Origin of the sequence: Rhodopirellula islandica (genome assembly GCF_001027925.1) — a bacterium.
Taxonomy (GTDB): Bacteria; Planctomycetota; Planctomycetia; order Pirellulales; family Pirellulaceae; genus Rhodopirellula; species Rhodopirellula islandica.
In genome coordinates, this window is the sequence record NZ_LECT01000038.1 from 95,303 (window position 1) to 120,935 (window position 25,633).

The 25,633-nt window shown below is 58.3% G+C and carries 18 protein-coding genes; 11 read left to right on the forward strand and 7 right to left on the reverse strand.

Translation table 11 applies throughout. The features are described 5' to 3' along the window. The first annotated feature begins 198 nt into the window (after positions 1-198). Entirely contained in the window at positions 199-2,505 is a 2,307-nt protein-coding gene (locus RISK_RS18515) for a hypothetical protein (protein WP_047815809.1), read from the forward strand. Positions 2,506-2,553: 48 nt separating this feature from the next. Here the strand turns inward: RISK_RS18515 and RISK_RS18520 are convergent, their stop codons facing one another. Further along, complete coding sequence (locus RISK_RS18520; protein WP_047815810.1) at positions 2,554-3,810, reverse strand: PQQ-binding-like beta-propeller repeat protein; 1,257 nt, start codon at positions 3,808-3,810, stop codon at positions 2,554-2,556. A 766-nt stretch (positions 3,811-4,576) separates the two neighbouring features. Then, positions 4,577-5,923, reverse strand: coding sequence for a homoserine dehydrogenase (locus tag RISK_RS18530; protein WP_047815812.1), 1,347 nt, complete (start codon positions 5,921-5,923; stop codon positions 4,577-4,579). A 566-nt stretch (positions 5,924-6,489) separates the two neighbouring features. Here RISK_RS18530 and RISK_RS18535 point away from each other — a divergent pair. Both RISK_RS18535 and RISK_RS18540 read left to right on the forward strand, forming a co-directional pair. Continuing rightward, positions 6,490-6,795: a hypothetical protein gene (locus RISK_RS18535; protein WP_236696432.1), complete on the forward strand. Its 306-nt coding sequence runs from the start codon at positions 6,490-6,492 to the stop codon at positions 6,793-6,795. Continuing rightward, on the forward strand, positions 6,795-8,396 hold the full coding sequence (locus RISK_RS18540; protein ID WP_047815814.1) for a DUF4332 domain-containing protein: 1,602 nt from the start codon (positions 6,795-6,797) through the stop codon (positions 8,394-8,396). Before RISK_RS18535 ends, RISK_RS18540 begins: the two co-directional genes overlap by 1 nt. Positions 8,397-8,417: 21 nt before the next feature. Here RISK_RS18540 and RISK_RS18545 read toward each other — a convergent pair whose 3' ends face one another. Beyond that, on the reverse strand, positions 8,418-10,493 hold the full coding sequence (locus tag RISK_RS18545) for a TolC family protein (RefSeq protein WP_047815815.1): 2,076 nt from the start codon (positions 10,491-10,493) through the stop codon (positions 8,418-8,420). A 106-nt stretch (positions 10,494-10,599) separates the two neighbouring features. Beyond that, complete coding sequence (locus tag RISK_RS18550) at positions 10,600-11,508, reverse strand: hypothetical protein (protein WP_236696433.1); 909 nt, start codon at positions 11,506-11,508, stop codon at positions 10,600-10,602. Positions 11,509-11,881: 373 nt separating this feature from the next. Here RISK_RS18550 and RISK_RS18555 point away from each other — a divergent pair, with 373 nt between their 5' ends. Further along, positions 11,882-12,691: a TrmH family RNA methyltransferase gene (locus tag RISK_RS18555; protein ID WP_047815941.1), complete on the forward strand. Its 810-nt coding sequence runs from the start codon at positions 11,882-11,884 to the stop codon at positions 12,689-12,691. After that, complete coding sequence (locus RISK_RS18560; protein ID WP_047815816.1) at positions 12,678-14,183, forward strand: class I adenylate-forming enzyme family protein; 1,506 nt, start codon at positions 12,678-12,680, stop codon at positions 14,181-14,183. The genes RISK_RS18555 and RISK_RS18560 overlap by 14 nt, the downstream gene beginning before the upstream one ends. On the opposite strand, the gene tatC is transcribed toward RISK_RS18560, so the two are convergent. Continuing rightward, the gene (gene tatC, locus RISK_RS18565) at positions 14,168-15,313 is read right to left on the reverse strand and encodes a twin-arginine translocase subunit TatC (protein WP_047815817.1); all 1,146 of its coding nucleotides are present in this window, start codon (positions 15,311-15,313) and stop codon (positions 14,168-14,170) included. The two genes, RISK_RS18560 and tatC, sit on opposite strands and share 16 nt — an antisense overlap. A gap of 98 nt (positions 15,314-15,411) precedes the next feature. Between tatC and RISK_RS18570 the strand changes: the two genes are divergently transcribed. The 4 genes from RISK_RS18570 (at position 15,412) to RISK_RS18590 (ending at position 19,076) form a co-directional block, all read left to right on the forward strand. Then, on the forward strand, positions 15,412-15,993 hold the full coding sequence (locus RISK_RS18570) for a type 1 glutamine amidotransferase domain-containing protein (protein WP_047815818.1): 582 nt from the start codon (positions 15,412-15,414) through the stop codon (positions 15,991-15,993). A 385-nt stretch (positions 15,994-16,378) separates the two neighbouring features. Further along, positions 16,379-17,302, forward strand: a complete 924-nt coding sequence (locus tag RISK_RS18580; RefSeq protein ID WP_173442699.1) for a hypothetical protein — start codon at positions 16,379-16,381, stop codon at positions 17,300-17,302. 282 nt (positions 17,303-17,584) lie between these two features. Further along, positions 17,585-18,013 (forward strand): GNAT family N-acetyltransferase, encoded by a 429-nt coding sequence (locus RISK_RS18585; protein WP_173442707.1) that lies wholly within the window; start codon positions 17,585-17,587, stop codon positions 18,011-18,013. Between the two features lies 1 nt (position 18,014). Continuing rightward, positions 18,015-19,076: a M42 family metallopeptidase gene (locus RISK_RS18590; protein WP_047815944.1), complete on the forward strand. Its 1,062-nt coding sequence runs from the start codon at positions 18,015-18,017 to the stop codon at positions 19,074-19,076. A gap of 550 nt (positions 19,077-19,626) precedes the next feature. On the opposite strand, the gene RISK_RS18595 is transcribed toward RISK_RS18590, so the two are convergent. Continuing rightward, complete coding sequence (locus tag RISK_RS18595; RefSeq protein ID WP_047815945.1) at positions 19,627-20,664, reverse strand: nucleoside monophosphate kinase; 1,038 nt, start codon at positions 20,662-20,664, stop codon at positions 19,627-19,629. A gap of 192 nt (positions 20,665-20,856) precedes the next feature. After that, positions 20,857-23,694, reverse strand: a complete 2,838-nt coding sequence (gene alaS, locus RISK_RS18600; RefSeq protein ID WP_047815820.1) for an alanine--tRNA ligase — start codon at positions 23,692-23,694, stop codon at positions 20,857-20,859. A gap of 241 nt (positions 23,695-23,935) precedes the next feature. Here alaS and RISK_RS18605 point away from each other — a divergent pair, with 241 nt between their 5' ends. Further along, positions 23,936-25,042, forward strand: coding sequence for a M24 family metallopeptidase (locus tag RISK_RS18605; protein ID WP_047815946.1), 1,107 nt, complete (start codon positions 23,936-23,938; stop codon positions 25,040-25,042). Positions 25,043-25,135: 93 nt separating this feature from the next. Continuing rightward, positions 25,136-25,633 carry an acetyl-CoA carboxylase biotin carboxyl carrier protein gene (accB, locus tag RISK_RS18610; protein ID WP_047815821.1) on the forward strand — a complete coding sequence of 166 codons (498 nt, stop codon included), beginning with the start codon at positions 25,136-25,138 and terminating at the stop codon, positions 25,631-25,633.

Below are 25,633 nucleotides of genomic sequence, written 5' to 3' on the forward strand. Positions count from 1 at the left end.
ACATGGTTGTGGTTGATCATTCCTGCCGACCCGCTCAAAGTCCGCGTCAGGTCGTTCGTAGTCCCAAACGCAAGGTGGATACCCATCAACTGCCCGCTCGCGATCTTTCGCTCCAGCGGTCTGCGGCGGCAAGGGTTTTGAATTAGGATTTGGTTCTTCCGCCGAAGTACTCCGCACCCCCTTCCCAGGTCGTCCAACATGCTTCTCCCGAAGTGCTCTCGCATCGCGTTGCTCGCGGTCGCCTTGTTCACAAGCGTCAACGGCACTGCCGCGCACGCCCAATCCACTGCCCCGTCAATCCAAGTGGGACTGCCGCCGTCGCTGCAATTCGCTTCGGAGGACGCGTCGTTCTACTACGCTTTGCTGAACAATCGCCTGAAGTGGGATGCGGTCGCTGAAAACGCGACGGTTCAACGATTGCTGGCGATGCCAGTGGTTCAACGCGGCATCGCGGATGCTCGTGACAAAATCCTGTCGGACATCCAAAACGATCTCGATGGCGCCGACACACCCGCCTGGGTTCGCTCCTCCTATGAGTTTTGGAGCAGTGAAGAAGGGCAAGCCTACCTGCCCACGATTGCGGACCTGGCTTCGCGTGAAGTCTTCGTGTTTGCCGACAAAAGCCTCGCCGAACAATATGCTGCCTTCAACAGGATGATGTCGGAGCAACTATCAGAGATCGACCTTGATCGGGATGCGAGTTCAGACGAACTTGAGCCCTTCAACTCCCTGACGGATTCACCCGAGAACAAGGACTTCCTCGACAGCCTGCAAATCCCTCGCATTGTGGCAGGGGCTAAAATGTCGGGAGCGCCCGAGCAGCAGCGAACCAGAGAACTTCTGAACATGCTGGAAGAAAAGTTTCGGAATGAGTTGCTGCAACTCTCCGAGGCCGAAAACCAATACATCCTGGATTCGCTGGACCACCAGAACGTGGGCCAGGCCGATGAAAGGTGGGTGATGCAACTGACCGGAGATGACTTCCCGTGGGATGCGGCAATCCAGCGAATGAGCGTCGACGCCGAACCTGAAGAGATCGCTGAACTGGAAGAGCGATTCGCCACAATCCGCGAGCGCACTGCTGGTAAATCAGTGGTCCTCAGCATTGGGTTTGCAGACGGCTACTTGTATGCGTCGGTGGGTCACGATCGTGAGGTGGTTGCCCCAGCCAAAGTGGAGCGACCTCTTTACCGACGCGATGTCTTCCAGCCTTTGCTGGAAAATCGCGGCAAAGCCTTCTCGGGAGTGGGCTATCAAACCAGCACGCTGAAACAGCAAACGTCTTGGGTCACACAATGGTCCATGTACCTGCAACTCATTCCAACCTTCGCTGAGAAGATGCTTTCGGATTCCGAACTGGATCCGCTTTCCTACCAACCGTTGCTGGCCAACCTCCATGAAGATGCTGAGATGCTGCTGGCGGATTTGAACCGGCTTTACAATCCCCTGGGCGAGGAACTGACGTTTGCGTTCTTTTTCAAGGGTGGAATTGCTGGCTATCAATATCATCATCACACCAACCCGATCCGCGTCCAAGCTCAGCCTCTGAAATCGTTGCAACACATCGGAGAGAACCCGGCGCTGTTCAGTGCAGCAGCGGACTGGGACGACGATGGGACGCTGGACAAATGGTTGAACCGGATCCAAGAGCGAGCCAAGCAGGCCATGGATCTCGCTGCCGAGTCTGGGGGCGCTTCGCCGACCAGCGAAATGGACCCTGCGATTGCAGCCGGACTCTCGGAATTGTTCTTGGCCACCAAAGACGATCTCCTGCCGTCGGTGGGCAAGGAAGCAGCCTTTGTGCTCGACTTTGAGCAGCGAAGCCGACAGTGGCATCCCATCGTCCCACCGTCCGCGGACGCCTTGCCGTTCCCCGCCCCTGCACTCGTCTACGAGCTCAATGATGCCGAACGACATCGCCGTGCCTGGCGTCGCTATTTTGACACCATCAATCCGTTGTTTGCGGCGTTTGGTCCGTTGATGGGTCTGCCGCCCGGACAAGGGTTGCCCGAGGCGACGGAATCAGCGATTCCCGGCGGCGTCTACCTGCAGGTGCCCGGCGTTCCAATGCTCGGTGCCGACCCTCAGTTTTCACCTGGGCTGGCGCTCACTTCTGACTGGGCGGTCTACACCTTGTTTCAAGGACAAGCCACCAACTTCGTCCAAGCGAACTCGCCCTCGTTCCCACCACCTCTGAACGATCTCAACCGACCTTTGATCGCGGCGGGACACATCGATCTCCTGCAATTTGCGGACGCCGCGCAAGCCTGGATGAAGGATGTGATGCCAATGGTGAGGCAAATCAATCGCAACCAAGGGCCACCTGGTTTGGATGCAGAGCCAAGCAACACGCCGAACATGGAAGAAACGGCCGAACTGGTCGCCATCGCGATTGATTTGCTAAGGCAGATTCCCTCTTACACTCATGCCACGTACGTGCAAGACAACTCGGTCGTCACGCAGTACGTGATCAAGGTGCCGACGCTACAACCGGCGGCAAAGTAAGAGCCAGCATTGCTGCTTGGCAAATCCATTGACCAAGATCGCAGCGCCTCACCAATTCCAGCGAGTGAGGTGCTCGCGATCTTTGATCAGCAAGTACTTGGTCCCCAACACGGGAGCCGCCCATGTCGGTGAATCGGACACCGAGTAGGTCGCCTTGACTTGGTATTCATCCGCGGCCGCATCAATGACACGCAATTCGCCACTGTCGGTCAGCGTGATCACGTGGCCGGGAATCGCCAAGAACGTGGCGTGATCACCCAGCCGCGGCCGGCCTTGCCAAAGGATGCTCCCGTCGTCAGGGCTGATGCAGAACAAACGGCCGCTGTCGTAGTGAGACAAACCAAACAGGCGACCGTCATTCATCACCGCGGTCGACATGTTCATTGCCAAGTCTTCCAGCACCCAGGCCTCCTCCACCTTCCATCCATCGTCTGTCTTGGTTGGACGCAACGAGCGAATCCCACGGTTCTCGGCACCGATGATGATCGTGTCGCGGTGCTGGACTGGCGTCGGCGAATTCTGGTCCGGGTCGACATGCTTCAACGAATACGACCACAGCCATTCCCCGGTCTCGACATCGACGCCGGCAACGTCGTCACGATTCCAGTCGATGACTTGGCGAACGCCGTGCAGCTCCACCACCAACGGGGACGAGTACGAAATCGGCTTGTCACCCTGCGACCAAAGCGTTTCCCCCGAGGCAACATCAAAGGCATACAAGGCACCGGTTTCGTCATTCCCCAAATGAATCAGCAGACGATTCCCATCCACGACGGGTGAGCAACTGGCGCCCCACTTTGGATGATTGATTGAAAATCGCTGTCGTTCGTCACGTTGCCAGATTTGATCGCCCGATTCCGCATCCCAGGCCGTTACGACGCCATTGATGCTGGCGGTGAAGAGACGACCGTCCGCCATCACGGGATTGGATTTGGGCCCTGCCCCGTGCCGCTCGCCGCCACCACCGATTTCAAAGGGCACCGGCCAAGACCGTTTCCAAATCTCGTCCCCCGACGAGAGGTCGAAGCACGCGAGCACTTCCAGATCGCCCTGACGAGCGTGCTGGTAGACTCGGTCGCCGCTGACCAAGGGCGTCCCGTAACCTTCGCCGACTTCGATCTTCCATGCCGGAGACAGTTCCTCGGGCCACGACTCGGGGGGCGAAAAATCGGCCACCCAGCCGTTCCGCTGCGGCCCCAGCCAACCGGTCCACGCGTCCTCCGCAGTCGCCGTTTGCATTGAGTTCATCGCGGGGATCAGCGTGCAAGCCAGCAGCACCAAGCCGGATCGGGAACCGTTCATCATGGAATCCACCAAAGGTCGAAAGCGAGCCTGGACCGGCGCGTGCTTTCTCGAGGGTCAAAAAAACAAATCGTCGTCATTGTAGGGTGGATGAACATTGGGACGACCGAGCCGCCCTGTCTTTTTGGCTCCGCCTGGACGATCTCAAAACTTCAGGACGCTAATGTTCTGTCCTGGACGATTCACAACGCGGGATGGGCAGAGTGTGTCAGAATCGCGTGTGAGCGATTGAAAAAGTTCAATTGACAATTTCAAAGTGCAAATTGCATTCGCTGGGCAGTGGCGTTTTTGGGGAAGCCGGACGTCCGATTCCGGCAAAAGTCATTGGCCCCGGTGGACTTAGAAGTCATGCCGTTTTTGGTGCCGTATTGCCAAGCGTCTCTCAAGGTGCAATCCAGGAATAAAATTGGCATCCGCAATCAGAGCGTCAATGGTGACGGCTTGTCGACTCAGTCCTCAACGACGTTTCAACGAATGTAGGACGGGCACTCTTGCCCCGTCAGAGTCGGCCAAGACCACCAATCACAACCCGAAGCGTGAGCAAGGGACGCCCCCAACTCCCACGACGGCCCCATCCGGGGCGAAACCCAGACGCTAGCCGCCATTTATTTTTCGAACGTCCGAAGGGAGGGTGAAGCTAACCTGCACGACCTCTTTCAACGGGCAAGGTTTGCCAGAGGTTGCGAGACCCGCATTTCAAAATGCCGTCCGAACTCCTGAAATGGTGTCTGGCGGATGCTCTCGCCAGACTCCCGGCAACGCCAACGAGTCAGGCTCGGACGGGCATTCGGACGACGCTGCCGCTGATGGCGGGCAGAGCTTCGATGTCGGTGGTCGCTCGTGAAGCAGCGCCTTCGCTGGCTTCGTGAGTCATGATCACCAACGGCACGGTGTTGTCCGACGAACTCGCTTCATCCTTCGATTTCGGTTCGTGCTGGATGACCGAAGCGATGGAAATCGATTGGTTGGACAAGACGCCGGCGATCGCGGCCAGAGTTCCTGGGTCGTTGGCCACTCGCAATCGCAAGTAGTACCGGCCTCGCAGCCGATCGACATCTCGCTGAGCCGTTCGAGGAGGACGCTCGGCCGAAAAGTACTCGAGGGTTTCAAACGTGATCGGGGTGCGTCCCACGGCAGTGTCGATGACATCGGCGACGACAGCGGACGCCGTCGGCATCTGCCCTGCCCCCAGACCGTGATAGAAGACGGGTCCAACCGCATCACCCACCACGCGAATGGCATTGAAGGCGTCGCGGACTTCGGCCATCGGGGTGCCGATGGCGACCAACGTCGGTGCAACGGACAATTCCAGTTCGCCATCGACCAAGCGAGCCGTCGCCAGCAATTTGATTCGGTACCCGAGCTGGCGAGCGTAAACCAGATCGGCTGGATCCAGCCCATCGATGCCCTGGCGAGGGATGTCCCGCCAATCCACGGTGGCTCCAAAAGCCAAGTGCGACAGGATCGCTAATTTTTGGGCTGCGTCGGTGCCGTCGACATCCATCGCAGGATCGGCTTCGGCGTAGCCCAACTCCTGAGCCCGTTTGACGGTCTCGTCGTAGCCGGCCCCCTTTTCGTCCATTTGCGAGACGATGAAGTTGCTGGTTCCGTTGAGAATGCCTTCGAGCGATTCAATTTGGTTGGCCGACAAACACTGGCTGATATTCGCGATGATCGGAATCCCACCAGCGACGGCAGCTTCAAACGCGATGCTGCGTCCCAGTTCGCGTGCTCGCGTGAACAATTCAGCACCATGTTCGGCCAGCAAGGCTTTGTTGGCGGTGACGATGTCCTTGCCGGCTTCCATCGCCCGCAGCATGACTTCGCGAGCCGGGGACAGCCCGCCCATCAATTGGATGACGACGTCGATTTCAGGGTCGTTCAGAACATCGTCGATCGAATCGGTCAGGACGCCTTCGGGCAGCTCGATGCCGCGGGGTTTGCTGAGATCGCGGACGACGGCCTTGGACAGCCAAATCGTTTTGCCTGCGTGCCGAGCGGTTCGATCGCCGTGATCGATCAACAATTGGGCGACTCCGGCACCGACAGTTCCCATTCCGATGATGGCAACGTTGGTCCGGTCCGGTGATTTTTGCTTGGTGGGTGTTGCATTCATGTGGGGGATGGTAATCAGAGCCCACGATCATTGAACACGGGGGGCATCCAGAATCCGCGAGAAGTCTGCGGGACCGGACAGCGATTCCGGTCAGGAGGGCTCGCCGGGCCCCAGAAAGGGAGCCGCCTGCGAAGAAAGCCGATTTGGGTGGCAATCAAAAGAAAACGGCGGAGCAACGTGCCCATACGCTGTCCCGCCGTTCTCATTTTCAATCGCAAGAAACATGCATTCGGGTCTCCGTGCCGCAATCCCACACCACGACATTTCCCCCCGTCTGTCCGTCTCGGCCATAGCGTCGGGTCCTCCACTCGGTTGACCACGCCGGCTAGTCGTAATGTTCGGCATAACCGAGCCTCGAACGAATGCGAATCCGGCTAGAAAGACGAGTTCGTTGAACAACGTTGGTTGACCTTGACGGTTATGGCAATTCAGGTCGTCCCAATCCAGATTTATGCACTTTCGATCTTGTGACCGAGCGCATTGCTTTGAGAAACTTGAGGCAGATTCGGAACTTTTCGTTTCGAAGTTTCCCGACCAATCGCTTCCGCCGCTGCAAGGATGCTCCGATGGCAATCGGCCCCCTGACCGACACCTCCACGTTGTCGATCGATCGCCTGTACGACCTCTACCACGCCATTGCTGAACGAGACCACGTGTTTCGTTTGCAATCTCAATACGGCAGCACGCCGCCTCCCAAGGGGCACTGCGAATTCCGTCCGCTGAGACGCCAAACGTTTGTGCAACGAGTGCTGCACTACGACTCGCTTCCGAGCGCGGTCGGTGCGGCTTTCCGAACACGATTGTCACGCCAAGCGGCAGCCTACGGCGTGGATCCCTTGAGCCAAACACTCAACAAAACCAACGCTGCCTGATGAACGATCGAGGCCAAATGCTTTGTCAGATTTTGCGTGCTGCCCACTGTCGTAGCACCCATCATCACTTCGCCCTGGACGCGACCGAATTGGTTCAAACCGATTCGGGGAAGCGTTTGGTTTCCCAATTGCGACGGCATCACACCCGCTATTTCAGCGGCGCCAAAGATCCCGACGTGCGTTTTCGTGATTTTCAAAATCACGTGGTTCACGTCGATGACGGCTACTGGGGCGGCGCACCTCGCGTCGCTCACCAGTGGTACGACCGACTGCAGCGGTACCTGCACCAATCACGTTTTGACGACGCCGCCCACGCCGCCGGTGTCCTCAGCCACTACGTGACCGACCCGATCCAGCCGCTGCACACAGCACAAACACCGATGGAAAAGGTTCTGCACCGTCCTATCGAATGGTGCATCACCCAAAATTACGCGGATCTGTTTGCTCAGTGGCAACAGGATCCGACACGAATCGTCTTCCAATTGTCCGACCAACCTGGCTGGCTCGGCGAAGCGATCCTGCAATCCGCTCGCTTGGCCCACAGTCACTACCAAACACTGCTGGACAACTTTGACTTGGCTGCGTCGGAATCCGATTCCAAACGCGGTCTGAATGAAGTTTCCCGCCGCATCATTTCTCAGTTGATCGGTCTGTCAGTGACCGGTCTGGCGAGAATCATCGAACGAGCCGCCTTCGATGCCGAACAACGCAGCGGTCGTCCCATTCCCACCGCGGGGCTGACCCTGCCAACGGTGCTGTCGACCATCCGGGTCCCCGACCGATTGTGGCTACGAAGGATCACGCACCAAACCGAGCGTGCCAAGGTCCAAATGCTGATCGATGAATTCCGACGCACCGGCGACGTGGAACAACACCTGCCCAGCGAAGTGCGTGTCCTGCAACGGGTGCGAGTGATCTACCATCGCGAAAAGGAGTACCGCCAAGCGAAGGCCAAATTGGCCGCCGCCCGCGAATCCTTGCTGGCCGCCGAAGAAACCGAGCGTCAATCTCAAACCGCTGAAGCGAACCTGTTGCCGTTTGTCAGCACCGAAGCCAACGTCCGCTTGCAGGTGACCGATCCGCTGGTGGATGCACCGTCGATCGGCAAAAAGACCGCCGCTCGGTTTGCCGGCATCGGCATTCACAGCGTGGGCGATTTTTTGAAAGCCGACGAGACAATGATGACACGTCGGTTGGACACGCGCTGGATCACGTTGGCCACGCTGCATGCCTGGCGTTGCCAGACGATGCTGATGTGCCAACTGCCATCCATGTTGGCTCGTGAAGTCCAACTGCTCGTGGGTGCCGGCTACATGACCACCGATGCACTCGCGAAAACCGATGCCACGACGTTGCATGCCGCGGTGGAAGCCTACGCGGCGACCTATTCGGGCCGCCGATACCTTCGTGGTGCCGAGCCTCCGACCATCGATCGACTGGAAGTCATGATCGGCGACGCCGCTCACGCGATGGTCAAACTCAAACGCGACAACGCGATGCACCGCGACGAATCGGGGAGCACCGATTCAAGCAAGGCGGATCAACGCACCAATCCCACGACCAATCAGGCGAGGCAGTCACCCCAGCGACGCGCCGCCTGATCGTCCGATCGAGACGCCAGCTCAATTGCTTGGCGTGACCTCAACTTCGATCATGCCGTCTTGGGCCATGGGCACCGGCTGAGCGATTTCCGACGTTGCCGGTGCAGGCTGCGTGGCTTCGTACGAAGTCGCTCCCATCGTCGACTGAACCGCGGTCGGATCAAACTGCCCCGACGTCAATGGGCGTGGTGCGGAGACCTTCTCGGGATGACGACGTGGTTCGAGGAATCGTCCCAGCTCATACGCATCGCGTTCGGCACCTGGGCACCAGGCTCCCTCGGTCAAGTTGACTTGGTTGTAAGCCAACAACGATCCCTTCTCTTGGTGAAAATCTCGAATGGCCAGGTTGTAGTCGCTGATCGAGCTGTAGAACTCCGATTCGCTGGTGACCACCTGCCGCTGGGCTTGCAACAAGAAGTTGATGTTGTCGGTCCCGTCACGATAGCGGCGACGCAGCACCTCCACCTGACGCAAATCCGCCAAGTAGCGGTTGTAATTGGTTTCCACCAATTCAAATGTCAGGTCAATGGAACGAGCCGCATCGGACAAATCGTGGCTGATCCGCAGTTCGGTTTCGGCCAGAACGGCACGTTCACGTTGCAGGTTCAGCTTGGCATGAGCCACGGCGGAACTGGCGGCACGCAATCCGATCGGCGCCAAAAACTCGACGCCGGCGGTCCACTCCTGGTAGTTCCCGCCCGTGATCGAATCGACCAAGTTGTCGTTGAGCCCTTGATCGCCAGGTCCGATCAAGTTGTCCCCCAAACCTCGCCAGCGGTATTGGCCGACGAAGTCCATTTGCGGTCGACGGTTCAAACGCGACGCCAGCAGTTCCATTTCACGGCGTTTGACCGTGTACTTTTGGCGACGCACTTCGACTCGGCGATCAAGCGCTTGTCCCAACGCACTTTGCCAATCAAACACGACTTTCGCGTTGAGTGGATCGGTGGTCGGACGCAACAAAGCACCGTCGGTCGCAGGCAAGCCAATCAGATAACGCAAGGCTTGTTCGCGAGCGTACAAACCGTTCTCGCCCGCCAAAGCGGATTTGACTTGAGCCTCGAATTGGTAGTACTGCGAACGAGCTTGAGCTTCCTCGTCACGCCGGCCCGTGCCGACTTCCAATCGCACCTGTTGGTACTGGAACGTTTGCAACGCCGATTCCCGGCCCTTCGCGGTCGCTTCCAACAATCGGTACGAAGTCGTCAGGTCCCAGTAGGCTTGCTCCACATCGGAAACCAACTGGATCACCGCGGCCTCGAAATCAGCCAAGGCAACGTCTTCGTTGACCCGAGCGATCAAAACTCCGTTGTACTGGCCGACCACGCCGTTGGCCCCAGCCGATCCCGCGATCCGGTTGTAAGTTGTCCCGGCACCTCGCATCAAAGGTTGACGGTACTCCGCTTCGAGGTAGCCAATGAAATCACTTTGGAACTGACGAAATGGTCGGTTGTTTCGGTCGTAACCAATGTTGCTCCGCAAAGCGAACTGGGCACCGGTGGCGGTGCGTTTGGACAGTTCGTTGGAGAACGTGGCTTGGGTGGCTTGAGAGGTGGTCGGTGTGAATGCCGCTCCCAAACCTGCCGAAGCGATGTTCTGGGGCTGATCCACTTTGTTCCAGAACAACGATTGGCTGTACTGAGCATCAAAGTTGGCCAGTGCCGCTTCCACACCGCCCAGCGGATCGGCGTTTGCCAGACCTGGCGTGAAGACCGTCGTCGCGGATGTTGGAGCACTCACCACCGTGCCACCAATCGTTCGCAGCACCGGGCTGGAACGCAACGCCTGCTGAACCGCTTGTTCGAGCGTCAGCTCGACGCTGGGCAAATTCGCGGGGTCTTCCAGCGTGTTGGGCTGAGCCGCGGAAACCGCCGCCGACACAACCGGCGTGGCACACTGGGCCACCTCGGGATACTCGATCCGCATCGCCGAATGGTCGTGGTACGACGTCTTGGTGTCGTGCGGACCGTCCGGGATTTTCTGCGCCCAATGGCATCCGCTGGTCAGCGTGGATGCCGCCACCGCGACGCCCAGCCATGAGGCCAAGCGACGACGACGGGTTTGTTTGCGCAAAGAGAGAGACGTTTGCCGATCCATGGCAATCTCGATTCCATATCAGGATGGTTCCCTCTGCTCGCACCGACATCCTTGTCAGTGCCCAGCCGCAGAGGCGGATAGTTTCGTTCACCAAATCACTCGGCCACTAAGGCAGAGCGATGATTCCGCCCGCAATCGCGGCGGCTTCAACCACAACAGCACGCCGTTCCAGCGGCGGTCGCTGCATCACGCAAGGTGCCGATGATCCAGCTCGGAAATAGCCCTTGCTGTAAACGATGTCACACGGTTCCTGAATCGTTGCCAGGTAAGGCAGCATCGGAATCGTCGTGAAGAACCGAGCCCCGGCGGCGATCGGTTGCATGCATCCCCATCGTTCGTGACCGTGTCGTTCCAACATTCGGTCTTCGAAGTACAACGGATGCGAATACGTGTTCGGTGCAGCCCAAGGCAAAACCGCTCCGGCCGCGACCATGCCACGAGCAAACGGTTCCTCGGGAAGAGGGATCACAACCCCGTCTTCTTGCGAGTCAAAATCGTCCGGCAAACGACCATTGCCAATCGACGACTTGTCCAACGACACCGCTCGCAGCGATGGCAACTCGATGCGGCCGTTGGTGACATCGGGCAACCGTTCGCTGATGAATGGTTGCGAGAACATGCCGCCCTCATCCTTTTCATCTTCTTTCGCGTCGGCAATGATCTCATCCCGCAACGACATTCGGTCCTTGTCGTTGTTGGCTTCTGCCCGATCGGTTTCCGCATCGTTGCGAAGCAGGTCCCGCAAACGTTGCCGGCGAGCTTCGTCAGCGTTCGCTGATTCCGCTTGGCTTGCCGCATCGGCAACCTCCGCCGCGTCAGCGACTTCATCATCATTGATCATCGCGAATCCGGCCGCGGCAAAAAAGCCACTGGGCAGCGACGCCACCTGGGCATCCGCGGCAGTCAATGCCAACGGATCGTCAGCAACGCTGACCGAGGCGGTCGAGACCAGACACCCAGACAAGACCCAAGCAAACGTTCGCCGACTTGGCTGAAGCCCTCGGATCCAACGCATCGTTTCGCTCAAACGCTTTGTCGAGATTTCGGCAAAATGTCTCGGTGTGCAGCGAAGTCCCCGCGTGCAGCGGAGTCTCAGCGTGGAGCGGAGTCTCAGCGTGGAGCGGAGTCTCAGCGTGGAGGGGAGTCTCAGCGTGGTGCGACGAAGCGAGGGGGCGTCACCAAACCACCAATCCCATGTAGATTCCAGCATTGCGGTCGTCTTCCTTGACGGGTCATGCAAAAAGTGAAAGCTCGTTCAAACAACGACCTTCCCGTGCATCCTTCGGGTCGTGACGAACACTCACTCCAAATCAGTTGAGCCTCCTGGCACAATTGCGCCGCTGGATCGACACAAATCCCGCACAACCCGCACAAACGGAACCAGACGCTTGACCGAAACCATGAGGGACCTCGATGACCCCCGGCTCTCGCCTTACCGCGATTTGCGGCATCGTGAAGCGGAGGAAGGATTCATCGCCGAAGGCAGCGTGGTCGTACGCCGTTTGTTGCAAAGCGATCTGGGGGTTCGGTCCGTGCTGATCCACGAGGGGCGTGAAGCAAAGTACTTGCCTCTGATTCCCAAAGGTGTGCCCGTCTACCTGATCGCCCGGGAACTCGGCAAACAGCTTGCTGGCTACGACTTTCACCGGGGCGTGCTGGCGCATGGTGTCAGCCCCACCATCCACCCGATGGAGGACTTTCGCGACACAGCCCAGCCATCATTGGCGTTGGCTCTGGTCGGCCTGAGCGATCCTGAAAACGTGGGCAGCCTGCTTCGTTCCGCCGCTGCGTTGGGCGTGCGAGACATTCTTCTGGGACCGCGAACAATCTCGCCGATGACACGACGCGTGATCCGAGTCAGCATGGCGTCGGTGTTTCGCCATCGCTTCTATCAATTTGACCAACCCGCCGAACAATTGCGTGACCTGGCGACCGCCGGATTCGCCTCGATCGCCACCCTGTTGGATGACACTGCGATTCCTCTGATTGATCTCCCCCAAGCGATCACGTCCAAGCGACGGATCTTGATCGTCGGCAACGAGGCCAAGGGCTTGCCACCCGAGGTTGCCAAAGCAGCCACCCACCGCAGCACGCTGCCGATGCGAAACAACACGGACAGTCTCAACGTGGGAGTCGCCTCAGCCATTTTCCTGTACGAGCTGACTCGAGCACAGGACGCCGATCATGAAAACGGCTGAAGTCCCACACTTGCTGTCGGCGTTGTTGCAGCAAGCGAAACAGCAACCCGACAAGGTCGCTGTGCTCGATTCCCGAACGGGAGATGCGACTTGCACCTGGGGTGAACTGGCCCGCAGGGTCAACACGACCGCGAGCATCCTGCGAACGGAATTGCCCTGGAGCGGCTCGCCCAAACGCATGACGTACTCGTGCACCAACCACCCCAACGAAGTGGTGTTGTCCTTGGCCTGCATCGCTGCAGGCGTCACCGAGATCCCCATCGATGCGTTCCTGCCGAAACCTCAACAGAAAACCCTGGTCCAACGATCGAAAGCGTTGCACTGGGACCACGAGAAGCACTGGGACCCGGAGAGTCATCACGCAGCCACTTGCGCCACCAGCCTGAGTGAGGCGATCTCAAATCTAGAAGCATCCGCCCGCGAAGTTGACCTTCACTCACCTTCGCTGGTTCTGTGGACAAGCGGCACGACAGCCAAACCTCGTGGCGTGATGCTTTCCCAGCACAATCTCACGACCAACGCGAAGGCAAAACTGCTGGCGGTCCCCCAACAGACCTCGGACCTGCGACTGTCGTTGCTGTCCATCGCTCACGCCTACGCTCGAACCAGCGACATGGGGACGTGGTTGCTTTCGGGATGCCGATGGAGTCTCGGCCGAGGCCGGTCAACCTGGCGTTCGCTCCCCGACACGCTCTCGCCGACATTGATCAACGCTGTGCCCGTGTTGATCGATGACATTCTGAACCGAATCGAATCGGGGCCATCCAATCTGCAAGCTTTGCGGTTGCTCGGCTGTGGCGGCGTCGCGATGTCCTCCGAGCAATTCGAGCGATGCCAACGAAACAACATCGGCGTCGTCCAAGGTTACGGCTGCACGGAATCGTCACCGGTGATCTGCAGTGCGTCGCCTGACAACGCGACTCCCAATCGCGTCGGACCGCTGGTCGCGGGTTGGGAATCCAAAGTGAAAGAAGGACGCCTGCATGTGCGAGGTCCGGGCGTGATGCTCGGCTACCTCGATGATGAATCCGCAACACGGCAGAAGATTTCACCGGACGGTTGGCTCGACACCGGTGACCTGATTGAGATCCACGACGATGGCCAATTTCAAATCCTGGGTCGAGCCGACGATGTGATCGTGCTGGACAATGGCTTCAAAGTCTTTCCCGCCACCATTGAACGCCAACTGTTGCAGTTGCAGGGAATCGAGCAAGCGGTCCTGCTGCATCACCAAGATCAACTCTGGCTGCTGCTTTCGCGCGTCCCGTCACAAGCAACAGCCGAGGATCATTCCAGACAGGATGCGATCGCATCGTGCTTGGCCAATAACCTTCCGCCCAGAACGAACGTGAAGCAACTCGAGTTGTCCGAACCGTTGTCCATCCAATCCGGCGAACTCACCGCCAAAGGAACCCCACGCCGACACATCATTCGTCAGCGCCGACTTTCCACCAACGACTCGTTGGACGGCGGCGATCAGGCCGGGTCGTAGGCTTCGCTGCCCAGCCCCCTGCCCCGTGGCATGTAGGCGCACATCACGATCCCGAGGAAGTACAAGAACAACAGCGGTACCGCGAGCGCGATCATGCTGGTCACGTCCGCCGGTGTGACAATCATCGAGATCACAAAGATCACCAGCACCGCGACTCGCCAACTGCTGATGTAGTCTTCCGTTTGGACCAAATCGATGCGTTGCAGGAACAACATCACCAATGGCAGTTGGAACGCGACGCCGAATCCCAGCGGCAACATCAACACAAAGTTGACGTAATACGTCAGCCGAGGTTCCACGGCGACATCCATCGAACCATTGAATTGCAGCAAGAACGTCAACACGTAGTGCAACACCAACCCAAACGCGAGCACGACGCCCGAGACAAACAGCACCACGCTGAACGGCAGGTACACATACACGTAGCGGCGTTCGTGGTTGTGCAACCCAGCGGCAACAAACGACCACAGGTGATAGAAGATCATCGGTGAAGCGAGCACCGCGCCGACGATCAATCCAGCTTTCACCCAAATCATGAAGGGCTCTTCGATCTTCAACGAGCTCAATCCGCGTTCGCTGCGACGCAGCTGGATCATGGGCACCAATTCATCCGGGTTGGGGATGGTCCCCATGGATTTCATCAATTCCGCCGTCGTGATTCTCTCCGGAATGGCCAGCGATGCTGGGTCTTCCACCCCGGTTTCGGCATCGGAACTGGCTTCCTCGCCCGCTTCCGATTCGACGGCTAAATCGGCGGCCGCATCCGCCTCCGCCAACGGAATTCCCGTCGGCACCGGGACGCTGGCCGATGGCAATGTGTACACCACGTCCGCGACCAGAGAATTGGACGTCAGGAATTCGTAGAAACGACTGACTTGCGGGTCTTCCTTGCGGTCCGGCAGCCCCATTTCCTTCAAGTCGCGATCGGCGTTGTACTCGATGATCGCTTGCTTGAGCGGTTCCTGGATGAAACGCACCACTCGGTTGGCAAACATCAGACCAACAGCCAATCCGATCAACAACCAAATGATTGCTTTGACCAGAGAGCCTCGGAGTTCTTCGAGATGCTCCCCGAACGTCATCGTCGAATTGTCGAACAAATCGTCTTTGGGTCGCGACAGTGCTTCCACGAGTTTCTATCCACCAGGGGAGGGAGGGTACCATTGTGCTGAACTACTCAGTGCCGGACCATTCTAACTGACCAATCCAATCTCGCACGGTGCCATTCATGACCGATCCAACTTCCTCTTCCAAACCCGCGACCTCGGTTTCCGTCGATTCCGTTTCGCCGCAGACCCTCACGGGCAAACGAGTTCTGTCGTTTGTGGGCGAAATCTACGAGGACTTGGAACTGTGGTACCCCAAACTCCGCCTGATCGAAGCCGGAGCGGAATTTTTTGTCGCGGGCCCGAAAGCGGGAGAAAAATACAACGGCAAACTGGGCTACCCCTGCGTCAGCGACCTGGCCATCGAGGCTTGCGAAGCCCATTCCTTTGACGGATTGCTGGTTCCTGGCGGGTTCATGCCCGACAAATTGCGGCGAGATCCCAAGGTATTGCAACTCGTCCGAGACTTTGATGCGGCGAAAAAGCCCATCGCCGCGATCTGCCACGGTGGCTGGATCCCCATTTCAGCAGGCGTCTACCGAGGCGTCCGCGTGACCGGATCCCCAGGCATCAAGGATGACCTGGTCAATGCAGGGGCGATCTTCGAAGACGCCTCCGTCGTCGTCGACGGGCACCACGTCAGCAGCCGCCGCCCCGACGACCTGCCCGATTTCTGCCGCCACTTCATCGCCCTGCTGGCTTGAACGAAATCGGTCGCTCGGTGGTCACCCACCGAGACGAGAGTAGAACGGGTGTCCCCGACCGTTTGCCTGCCCAGGTGGACGTGTTTCCAAGCGTTACGCGGACGGTCTTCGGGTGTGAACCGATGCGGCGCTGCTCGGCTTTTGAATGCGACGAGACGGAACAATTGGGGACAATTGTTCTACTCTGGTCCCCCACCGAGACCAGCACAAATTCACAGCAGGGACCGCCTCACGACCGGTTGTTTGAGAACGATCGCATCCTGTGAAACTGAAGCGTCGCGATTCCTTGCCAGAGTTGACTTGACATCGTTTGTCGCGGATTCGTAGGGTCGGCTCATTCGACACTCCCCTGGTTCTTTCCGACTTGGTAGGACGGCATTTCCGCGTGCTTTTTCGTTCCTCTGAACGAGTCTCCATCACGACACCGATGCGGTGTTGGTGGACGCTTTGCGCGCTGCTGGCGATCACGACGCTCGGTTCGGGATGCTCGCTTTTCCCAAGCGGCGCTTGGAACGACGGGGCCCTGGAAGAGTCGCACCCCAGATCCAAGCACACTCAGGTTTCCAAGCTGACTCACAAGAGCCGCAACACCATTTCGTTGCAGGCAGACTTTCGTCACGTCAGCACCCAAGACCTCGATGAATCGCTCTGGCAGCATGTCGACGAAACCGCTTTCCCACCGAAAATTCGCGAAGCCTGGCTGCTCAACGGATTTCGCATTGGTTTGATCGCCACTCCCGATGCGTTGCCCGAGACGGCAGAAGACAATCTTGCTGCGAACGATGACCCCATCAATCGATTGCTTTCCACCGCCGGGGTGCTGGGACGCAGTCCGTCGGGAGTCGAAACCATTCCCCTGCGTTCGTCGCAACGACATGAACTTCCTGTCTCGACCGTGCTGGATGGTTCTCATGTGGTGCTGGCTCACGAGAACGGCAAACTCACAGGCCGATCGTTGGACTCGCCCCAGATGTCGCTGTCACTCACCCCAACCTTGGGGCCTGGCCCAGGCCAAGCCACCTTGGAAATTCGCCCCGAGGTCCAGCATGGATCGGTCCAGCAACGTTTCATCAGCAGCGAAGCTGCCACACGCTTGGCGACCGGTCGCTCGACCTGGGAATTGCCGGAGATGAACCTGTCATGGGTGGCCAATCCCCATCTGACACTGCTGATCGCCCCCGTGCACCAACCGGACGAAACCGAACCCACCTTCGGACTGGCTCGCCAAATGCTTCGGGACGCGGATCACCTTCAAGACGACCAGCATGTCATTCTGTTGCTGCGGGTCGATGACCTGCCCTCGTCCTGAGCCCCCTCACGCTGTGCAGATCGTCTCCCCGGTTTGTCTCCGCTGACGCTTGCTGGGGCTGAACTTGCCGCCCTTCCCGCGCGGGACACGGCGTGATTCCGGGATGCCCCCGCGAAGGTTTGCCACCATTTGCTAAACTTCTGTTTTCGATGACTGCTGATCGCATCTGAACCGGTGGAACTTCGTTCATGAAAGACGCTTGCTTTGGCTGACACTCCCTCTCCCGATCCCGCCCCGATCGTTGACGCGCCCCCGGTCTCGCCACCCGGCGAATCGCTGTCGATGGACGAAGTCACCGTCCGACAATCCACCCCGCTGGACGCCCAGGCCATCCATGCTTTGATGCGTCCGTTCGTCTCACAGCACCTGCTGCTCTCTCGCACCGAAGCCGAAATCATCGAACTGACTCGCCACGGCTATGTCGCCATGGTCGGCCCACGCTGCATCGGTTTTGCGGCGATCGAGGTCTACAGCACAAAACTGGCCGAACTGCAATGTTTGGCCGTGCACCCTGAAGCTCAACGACTGGGTCTGGGACGCAAATTAGTCGGCCACTGCATCGAACGAGCCCGCACGCTCGGGGTGATGGAAATCCTTGCGATCAGCTCCTCCGAAGACTTCCTCAAATCATGTGGCTTCGATTACTCGTTGCCTGACCAGAAGAAAGCCCTGTTCTGCCAACTCCGTCCTCGCAACTTCGATGACCACTGAAATGCAACCGCTCGAATTTTTCAAGCAATCGATTCTGACACCCAGCCCTTCGGGCTACGAAGAACCCATTCAGAAACTGATCAGCCAGTACCTGAAACCGCACAGCGAAGAAGTCTCCATCGACGTGCACGGCAACCTGACCGCTCGAGTCGGCAAGGCCGGGGCGCCAAAATTGATGCTGGCCGGTCACTGCGACCAAATCGGGATGCTGATCTCGCACATCGATGAACAAGGTTTCCTGTACGCCCAAACGATCGGCGGTTGGGACCCACAGCAACTGATTGGCCAGTCCATGACGGTGTGGACCGACGACGGCCCTGTCTCCGCGGTCATCAGTCGCAAGCCGATTCACCTTCTGTCCCAGCAAGAACGCGGCGAAGTGGTCAAGCTCGAACAGATGTGGCTGGACATCGGAGCCAAAGATGGCGAAGAAGCCAAATCAAAGGTCCGCATCGGCGACTGCGTGACGTTGGACCTCGCCTACCGTGAATTGCTGGGCGACTTGGTCAGCGGCCCCGGCATGGACAACAAAACCGGCATGTGGACGGTGATTGAAACGGCCCGTCGTTGTGCCACCTCCGACCAAGCGTTGCAGTGCGAACTGCACAGCGTCGCGACCGTGCAAGAAGAGATCGGGCTGCGGGGAGCCAGGACCGCCGCCGGACGCATCAACCCTGACGTGGCCATCGCAGTCGACGTCACGCATGCCTCGGATTGCCCAACGATCGACAAACAACAACAAGGCGATATCAAAATTGGGGGCGGCCCGGTGATTTTCCGTGGCCCCAACATCAACGCAAAAGTCGCGGCGAGATTGATGAAGTTGGCCGATGACAACGACATCGCCTACCAACCCGCCGCGCTCGGGCGAGCCGCACCCAACGATTCCAATGTGCTGCAGATCTCCGGCTCAGGCGTCGCCACCGGATTGGTCGCGATCCCCAACCGCTACATGCACTCGGCCGTCGAAACGATCAGCCTCGGCGACATCGAAGCGATCGCGAAGTTGCTGACGCTGTTCGCTCAATCGCTGACGCCGGAATGCGACTTCATCCCCGGTTGATCCAAGGGGGCGGAACAAGCTGTCGCTCGGTGGTCTCCACCGAGACGAATCTGATCTCCCGGCAGAGGAGCAATCGCTGTCCTAAGCAGGTCGGCTGGAATGATCGGGCACAACCATGTGAGCCGTTTGGGCGTTAGCCCCGGTTGCGCGTGAAAACCGTGGCTAACGCCAACGGCTCACATACCCGATGACACCTGCGTACCTGCTTAGAAGCCCACGCAAGCAGGCTGGCAGGAAAAACCATGTGAGCCGTTTGGGCGTTCGCCTGGACTGCCAAATGCTTGGTGTTATGGAACGCATTCGTTTGCGCAAGTTTTCATCCCGGTAGGGATGAAGAAAGACAGGAGCCGGAAGAAAAATTGCATCCGCTGTTGGAGCGCCAATAGCAAACATTTCGCAGTCCAGCGTTAACCCGGTTGCGCATGGGAACCGTGGCCAACGCCAAACGGCTCACATTCCCGAAGACGCCTGCCTGCTTAGGATCGAAGCGTTCAATCAAAACCCAACATCTCACGGCGGGGACCGCCGTGCGACGGGTCTGGAGGTCGCATCAATTCGGGAAGCGTCTCAATCCGAGCAACATCTCGGCTCTCTCGGACAACGGTTGGTTTGCCAACGTGCAATCGGTGTGCTCAGAAAGCTGCTCGCAGACAAGCTGGTAAACAGCCTGGCGATCCAGACTGGTGTCCAATTCGACGCACCGCTCTTGGCTCTTGAAAAACTGGACGGTCGGCAGCGTTTCTTTTTTGAAGGTGTCGAACCTCGACTTCAAGCTCACCAAATTGTCGTCCTGTCGTCCGGTGTACTTGGCGCGAGCCAAAACGCGTTTTTCCAGAACCTCGTACGGGCACTCGAAGAACAGCATCTTGGGCAGTTCGGCCTCTCGGCCGAAGACCTCATACCACGCGTCCAAGTTTGACTGCGATCGCGGGAACCCATCGAGCAAGAAGTTCCGGTTGCCGGTGTGTCGCGTGATCTTTTCCATCGCGTCTTGCAGCAGCTTCACCACAATCGTGCTGGGGACCAGATTCCCCGCTGTGATGATCTCTTCGATGGTCGCCGCATGCGGTCCATTGGCTTCGCGTTCAGCTCGCAACAAGTCGCCTGTCGACAGGTGAGTCCACCCCAGTTGCGACTCGGCCAATTCACACATCGTTCCCTTCCCGGCACCAGGGCCGCCGAGCACAAACACCACATTGGGTTTTGGGCAGGGTTGACGTGGATCGTGGTGATGGATCACAACCTTGGGTGCGGGTGCCACGCCTTTCTTGTAGACATGCCAAGGCCTGTCCGTCGGCGGCAACTCATCTTCGCAAGTGATGTCATAGGCAAGATGCCCATCCAGCCGACAAATCCTCCACGACCGATACGTGTTGGAATAAGACAACGCAGGGCTTCGGGCGGATTTTCCATCGGCACGATCCCACGCCAGCTTGCCGTTCCAATATCCCAAGCTGGAGACCGTGCCTGATTCCGACTCGGCTGGCGGCGCCGTGGAGGGCACAAAGAGCCCGTCCACTTCGGGAAGTCCCGCACCGGTCACCTCGATATAGAACGTATTGGGAGTCAACTCGTTTGATTCATTCATGAGGAGCAAAGCATCCCGTCTTTGGTGGCCGTGGCAGGAAATGAAAGGCAAGCAAGAGCGAGCTCTCAAGCAGGTAGGCAGGAATGATCGGGCAGAATCATGTGAGCCGTTTGGGCGTTGGCCCCGGTTGTACGTGGGAACCGTTGCGTTTGCCATGACAGCTCCAATGCCGAAAGAATCCTGCCGACCTGCTTAGCCCAGTTTCTCAGTCATCGTTTCGCGAGCTTGCTGAAGCGCTTCGGGCAACTTGCTGGCGTCTTTGCCACCGGCCTGGGCCATATCAGGCCGTCCACCGCCGCTGCCGCCAACCACCTTCGCCGCCGCACCAACCCAGTCCCCCGCTTTCAATCCGCGATCGACCAAATCTCGGCTCAACCCGCCAACCAACATGACTTTGTCGTTCATCGCCGAAGCCAACAGCACCGCAGTCGGCGTGTCGCTCTTCTTGCGAATTTGGTCGATCCAACCACGCATGATGTTTGGATTGGCACCGGGTGTTTCGGCAACGATCAACAACGTGTCGCCAACTTGGGTTCCATCCGCGATCAGGTCATCGGCCGAGATCTTCCCGCCGGCGGTGACTTGTTTGAGTTGTTCGACCAACTTCGATCGATCCGCCAACAACGACTCCAATCGACTGAGCACATCGGTGATCGCGACGTTCAAACGACGGGTCAAACCACGAACCGCCGCACGCACCGCGTTGTAGTCGCTGATGTCTGTCGTTTCCTCTTTGGCCGCTTTGCCGTCAAAGACAAACTCAGCGGGGTAGTCGGCCGCTTTGCCAGACGACAGTTCCTTCTTCAATCGACGAACCTCTTCGATCAAGGCCACCGTGGCCGCGGCAGCCACCGAGGCATCGCAATTCAATTGATCGGCCACCTCGTTCAGCAACGCTTGAGTTTGCTCGCGGTGTTCCTTGGCCCGATCACCTGTCAAAGCTTCGATGCGGCGTGTCCCCGTGGAAACGCTTTCCTCGACCACGACCTCAAACGAGCCCACTTGCTTGGTGTTGGTCAGGTGAGTCCCACCGCACAATTCACGGCTGAACGTTCCCATCGAAACCATGCGACATGGATCGGGATACTTTTCACCGAACAGCATCATCGCGCCAGCTTCACGAGCATCGGCGAGTGACACGGTGTCCCAGCGAATTTCGTCGCCTTCGCCAACCATGCTGAGCACATCCTGTTCGATTTTGACCAACGTCTCGTCGTCGATGGCCTTGGGGTTGGTGAAGTCAAATCGCAAGCGATCTGGTTCGACCTTGCTGCCCTGCTGCTCAGCGTGCCGGCCAACGTGTGTGTGCAATGCGTGGTGCAAAATGTGAGTCGCGCTGTGGGCTCGTGCGAGCGCCGTGCGATTCTCAACATCGACCTTCGCAGTGCACGTTTCTCCTTCGCAGATTTTGCCTCGCACCAATCGACCGTGATGAACGATCAACGATGCGTGTCGCTGAGTGTCAATGACTTCAAACTCGAAGTTGTCGTTGAAGATCACGCCGATGTCGCCGACTTGGCCACCGGATTCACCATAAAACGGCGAGTGATCGAGCACCAATCGCAGAACCGCGTCTTCAGGACGATCAAGATGACTGAGCAGTTGCCCGTCGTCTCCTTTGCCTTTGCCATCGCCAGTGATAATGCCTTTGACGATCGCCGTTGCTTCTGTCTGTTCGTAACCCACAAACGGGGTTTCCCGCAGAGCCTCTTTCAGAGTTTCCAGGGGGCCGGTTTGGAACAACACACGTTGTCCGCCGTCGCTCTCGTCGGCGTGTTTGTCCATCGCTTCGCGAAAGCCCGACCAATCGAACGTGAAATTCTGTTCGGCGGCCAGCGTTTGAACCAACTCCGGCGGCACGCCATAGGTGGTCAACAAATCCGCGGCATCGGCACCAGGCACCATCACGGATGCTTCGTCGTTCATCTCTTCGAACAAACGATGGATGCGTTTCATCCCGCCATCGATTGTCGAGAAAAACGCCTTTTCTTCCGACTCGATCGCTTCGCTGACACGCTGAGTCGTCTGCCCCAGTTCTGGATATGCGGCTTTGGACGCATCCGCAACGGCTTCGACCAACTTGTACAGGAATGGCTCGCGCAGATTCATCTGATAACCGTCCAGCACCGCACGGCGGATCAGACGGCGGATGACCGAGCGAGCGTCCTTGGGGCCGGGATACACGTTTTCGTGGACCGCGAACACACTGGCTCGTGCGTGGTCGGTGATCCGACGCAGTCGCCGCCCGTTGTCGCTCTCGTATTCGTACTTCACACCACAGACTTCCGATGCCGCTTCGACGATCGGGAACAGGCTGTCGATGTGGAAGTTGGTTGGCACGCCCTGCAGGACGCTGGCGGTTCGTTCCAGCCCCATGCCGGTGTCAATGTTCTTGCTGGGCAACGGGTGCAAGTTGTCTGGAGGCGTTCCCACGCGATTGAACTGGGTGAACACCAAGTTCCAGATTTCGACGTCGCTGCCGTCTTCCAACTGGTAATAGATTTCGCTGCAGGGACCACAAACTCCGTCCGGGCCTTCGCTGGGCGCCGACGCAGGCCAGAAGTTTTCATCCTCGTCCATGCGTGTGATGCGTTGGTTTGGCAACCCGATCTTATCGTGCCAAATGCCGAACGCTTCGTCGTCGTCTTTGTAAACGGTGACCGTCAGTCGCTCGCCGGGAATGCCGAGCCACTTTTTGTCTGTCAAAAATTCCCATGCCCAGTGGATGGCTTCTTCTTTGAAATAATCGCCAAACGAAAAGTTACCCAGCATTTCAAAGAACGTGTGGTGGAATGCGGTCCGGCCGACATTCTCGATGTCACCCGTCCGCAAGCACTTTTGACACGTGGTCGCGCGAGTGAAATCCAGTTTGACCTTGCCTAGAAAGTGGTCTTTGAACTGGTTCATCCCCGCGGGGGTGAACAAAACCGATGGATCCCAAGCCGGAACGAGCACGTCACTGGGTTGGCGGACGCAACCTTTGGTCTCAAAGAACGCCAGGTATTTTTCGCGGAGTTCGTCAGTTTTCATCGGGATGTGCGGGTGGCTTGAACAAGGGAAAGGATCGGGGAGGAAGCCATGGGGCTCGCGTTCCATCGCCGGCATGATATCAGTCGATCCCCAACGGGTGACAGGTGCCGATTCTCAGCCCACAATACCTGCCACCGAACGAGAGCGTTGCCTGCCGTTCGGCCGCGCGGAGAACGCCCCCACCGCTGACCGCCGTTTCAATCCTTTTGCCGCCTCGACCACACCCACGGATTTTGACTTCATGACTCAGCGTATTGAACGACTTGTGCAATCCCTCGCCAATTCGGACCAGCCGATGGACGCGATTTTGATCTGCAACGAAGTCAACGTGCGGTATCTCAGCGGTTTCACCGGCGACAGCACCTGGTTGCTGGTCCGTCCCGATGGCAAAGCCACGTTGCTGTCCGACCGTCGCTACGAAACGCAAATCGCCGACGAATGCCCGAATTTAGAAAACGCCATTCGACCGCCCAGCCAGACATTGGTGGCTTTGCTGGCGGAATATTTGGGCGATTTGTCGCTCCAAACGATCGGGTTCGAAGCCGATCACGTGCAAGTTTCCACGCTGCGTCAGTGGCAGGAACAGATCGAATCAGTCCAGTGGACCGAAACCAGCGGACTGGTCGAAACGCTGCGTTCGATCAAAGACGCCGACGAACTGGCCACGATCCGGCGAGCCATCGCGATCGCCGAGCGAAGTTTTCTCAGCGTCACGAACAAGCTGACCCCGCAGATGACCGAGCTGCAAATCGCTCACGAATTGGAAGCGACCATGCGAAGTCTGGGTGCCTCCGGCGTCAGCTTCGATGTGATCGCGGGCGCCGAACCCAACGGTGCCCTGCCCCATTATCACCCCCGCAACATTGCCTTGGCGGACTGCCGTACCCTGCTCATCGACTGGGGGGCAAGTGTCGATGGTTACTGCAGCGATCTCACGCGAACCCTGCACAAAGCCGAGGTTCGGTCCGCGACCGCCGCTCGATTTGAAGCCGCTTACCAGGCCGTTTTGGAATCGCAAGAAGCCGCCATTTCAGCGATTCGGGATGGGGTGGAAGCCATCGAAGTCGACCGAGCCGCTCGCCAGGTCCTGCAAAAAGCAGGTTTGGGCGACGCCTTCAAACACGGACTCGGACACGGTTTTGGCTTGGAAATTCACGAGGATCCACGCATGGGACCGATGTCCACCGAGGTGCTTCGCGAAGGGATGGTGATTACCGTGGAACCAGGCGTGTACTTCGAAGGCGAATTTGGAATTCGGATCGAGGACGACATCCTCGTCACCGCCGATGGGTTTGAACGTCTGAGTACCCTTCCGAAGGGTCTCGATGATTGTCGACTTGTTGTGTAAAACGTTGCGATCTTATTCTTCACTCTGAAAACGAGTGGATCGGATCCCTTCTGGATTCGAAAAACATTGGACTTTGCAGGTATCGGACTTCGTATGAAATCGGAAACACCCGACGGCGGGGATGTGTTTGACATCGATCGGATTCGCCAGATCGTCGAGTTGATGGAACAACACGAACTGAACGAAGTGGACCTGCAACAAGGCGATGATCGCATCAAACTGACGCGGGGTGGAACGGCTCCAGCCATGATTCCCGCCCCCGTTGCGGCAGCTCCCGTCGCAGCCGCTCCTGCGGCTGCAGCGGCGCCCGCTGCCTCCGGTGACGATGCCTCGGCTGACACGGCCGGCACCATCACGATCAATTCGCCGATGGTGGGCACCTTTTATTCCAAGGCCAACCCGGAATCCCCCGCGTTTGTCAAAGTGGGCGATGTCGTCAACGAAGACACCGTGATTTGCATCGTCGAAGCGATGAAGGTCTTCAACGAAATCCCCGCGGAGTGCCGCGGAAAAATCGTCGAAGTGCTCGTCAGCGACCAACAAGCCGTTGATTTCGGCAAACCTTTGTTCCGCGTCCAGGTGGACGGCTGA

Coding starts and splice junctions, on each gene's coding strand:
- accB (WP_047815821.1), top strand. CDS start 25,136: ATGAAATCGGAAACACCCGACGGCGGGGATGTGTTTGACATCGATCGG.
- RISK_RS18595 (WP_047815945.1), bottom strand. CDS start 20,664: ATGAATGAATCAAACGAGTTGACTCCCAATACGTTCTATATCGAGGTG.
- RISK_RS18585 (WP_173442707.1), top strand. CDS start 17,585: ATGGACGAAGTCACCGTCCGACAATCCACCCCGCTGGACGCCCAGGCC.
- RISK_RS18515 (WP_047815809.1), top strand. CDS start 199: ATGCTTCTCCCGAAGTGCTCTCGCATCGCGTTGCTCGCGGTCGCCTTG.
- alaS (WP_047815820.1), bottom strand. CDS start 23,694: ATGAAAACTGACGAACTCCGCGAAAAATACCTGGCGTTCTTTGAGACC.
- RISK_RS18590 (WP_047815944.1), top strand. CDS start 18,015: ATGCAACCGCTCGAATTTTTCAAGCAATCGATTCTGACACCCAGCCCT.
- RISK_RS18560 (WP_047815816.1), top strand. CDS start 12,678: ATGAAAACGGCTGAAGTCCCACACTTGCTGTCGGCGTTGTTGCAGCAA.
- RISK_RS18520 (WP_047815810.1), bottom strand. CDS start 3,810: ATGATGAACGGTTCCCGATCCGGCTTGGTGCTGCTGGCTTGCACGCTG.
- RISK_RS18535 (WP_236696432.1), top strand. CDS start 6,490: ATGGCAATCGGCCCCCTGACCGACACCTCCACGTTGTCGATCGATCGC.
- RISK_RS18570 (WP_047815818.1), top strand. CDS start 15,412: ATGACCGATCCAACTTCCTCTTCCAAACCCGCGACCTCGGTTTCCGTC.
- RISK_RS18545 (WP_047815815.1), bottom strand. CDS start 10,493: ATGGATCGGCAAACGTCTCTCTCTTTGCGCAAACAAACCCGTCGTCGT.
- RISK_RS18530 (WP_047815812.1), bottom strand. CDS start 5,923: ATGAATGCAACACCCACCAAGCAAAAATCACCGGACCGGACCAACGTT.
- RISK_RS18605 (WP_047815946.1), top strand. CDS start 23,936: ATGACTCAGCGTATTGAACGACTTGTGCAATCCCTCGCCAATTCGGAC.
- RISK_RS18550 (WP_236696433.1), bottom strand. CDS start 11,508: ATGCGTTGGATCCGAGGGCTTCAGCCAAGTCGGCGAACGTTTGCTTGG.
- RISK_RS18540 (WP_047815814.1), top strand. CDS start 6,795: ATGAACGATCGAGGCCAAATGCTTTGTCAGATTTTGCGTGCTGCCCAC.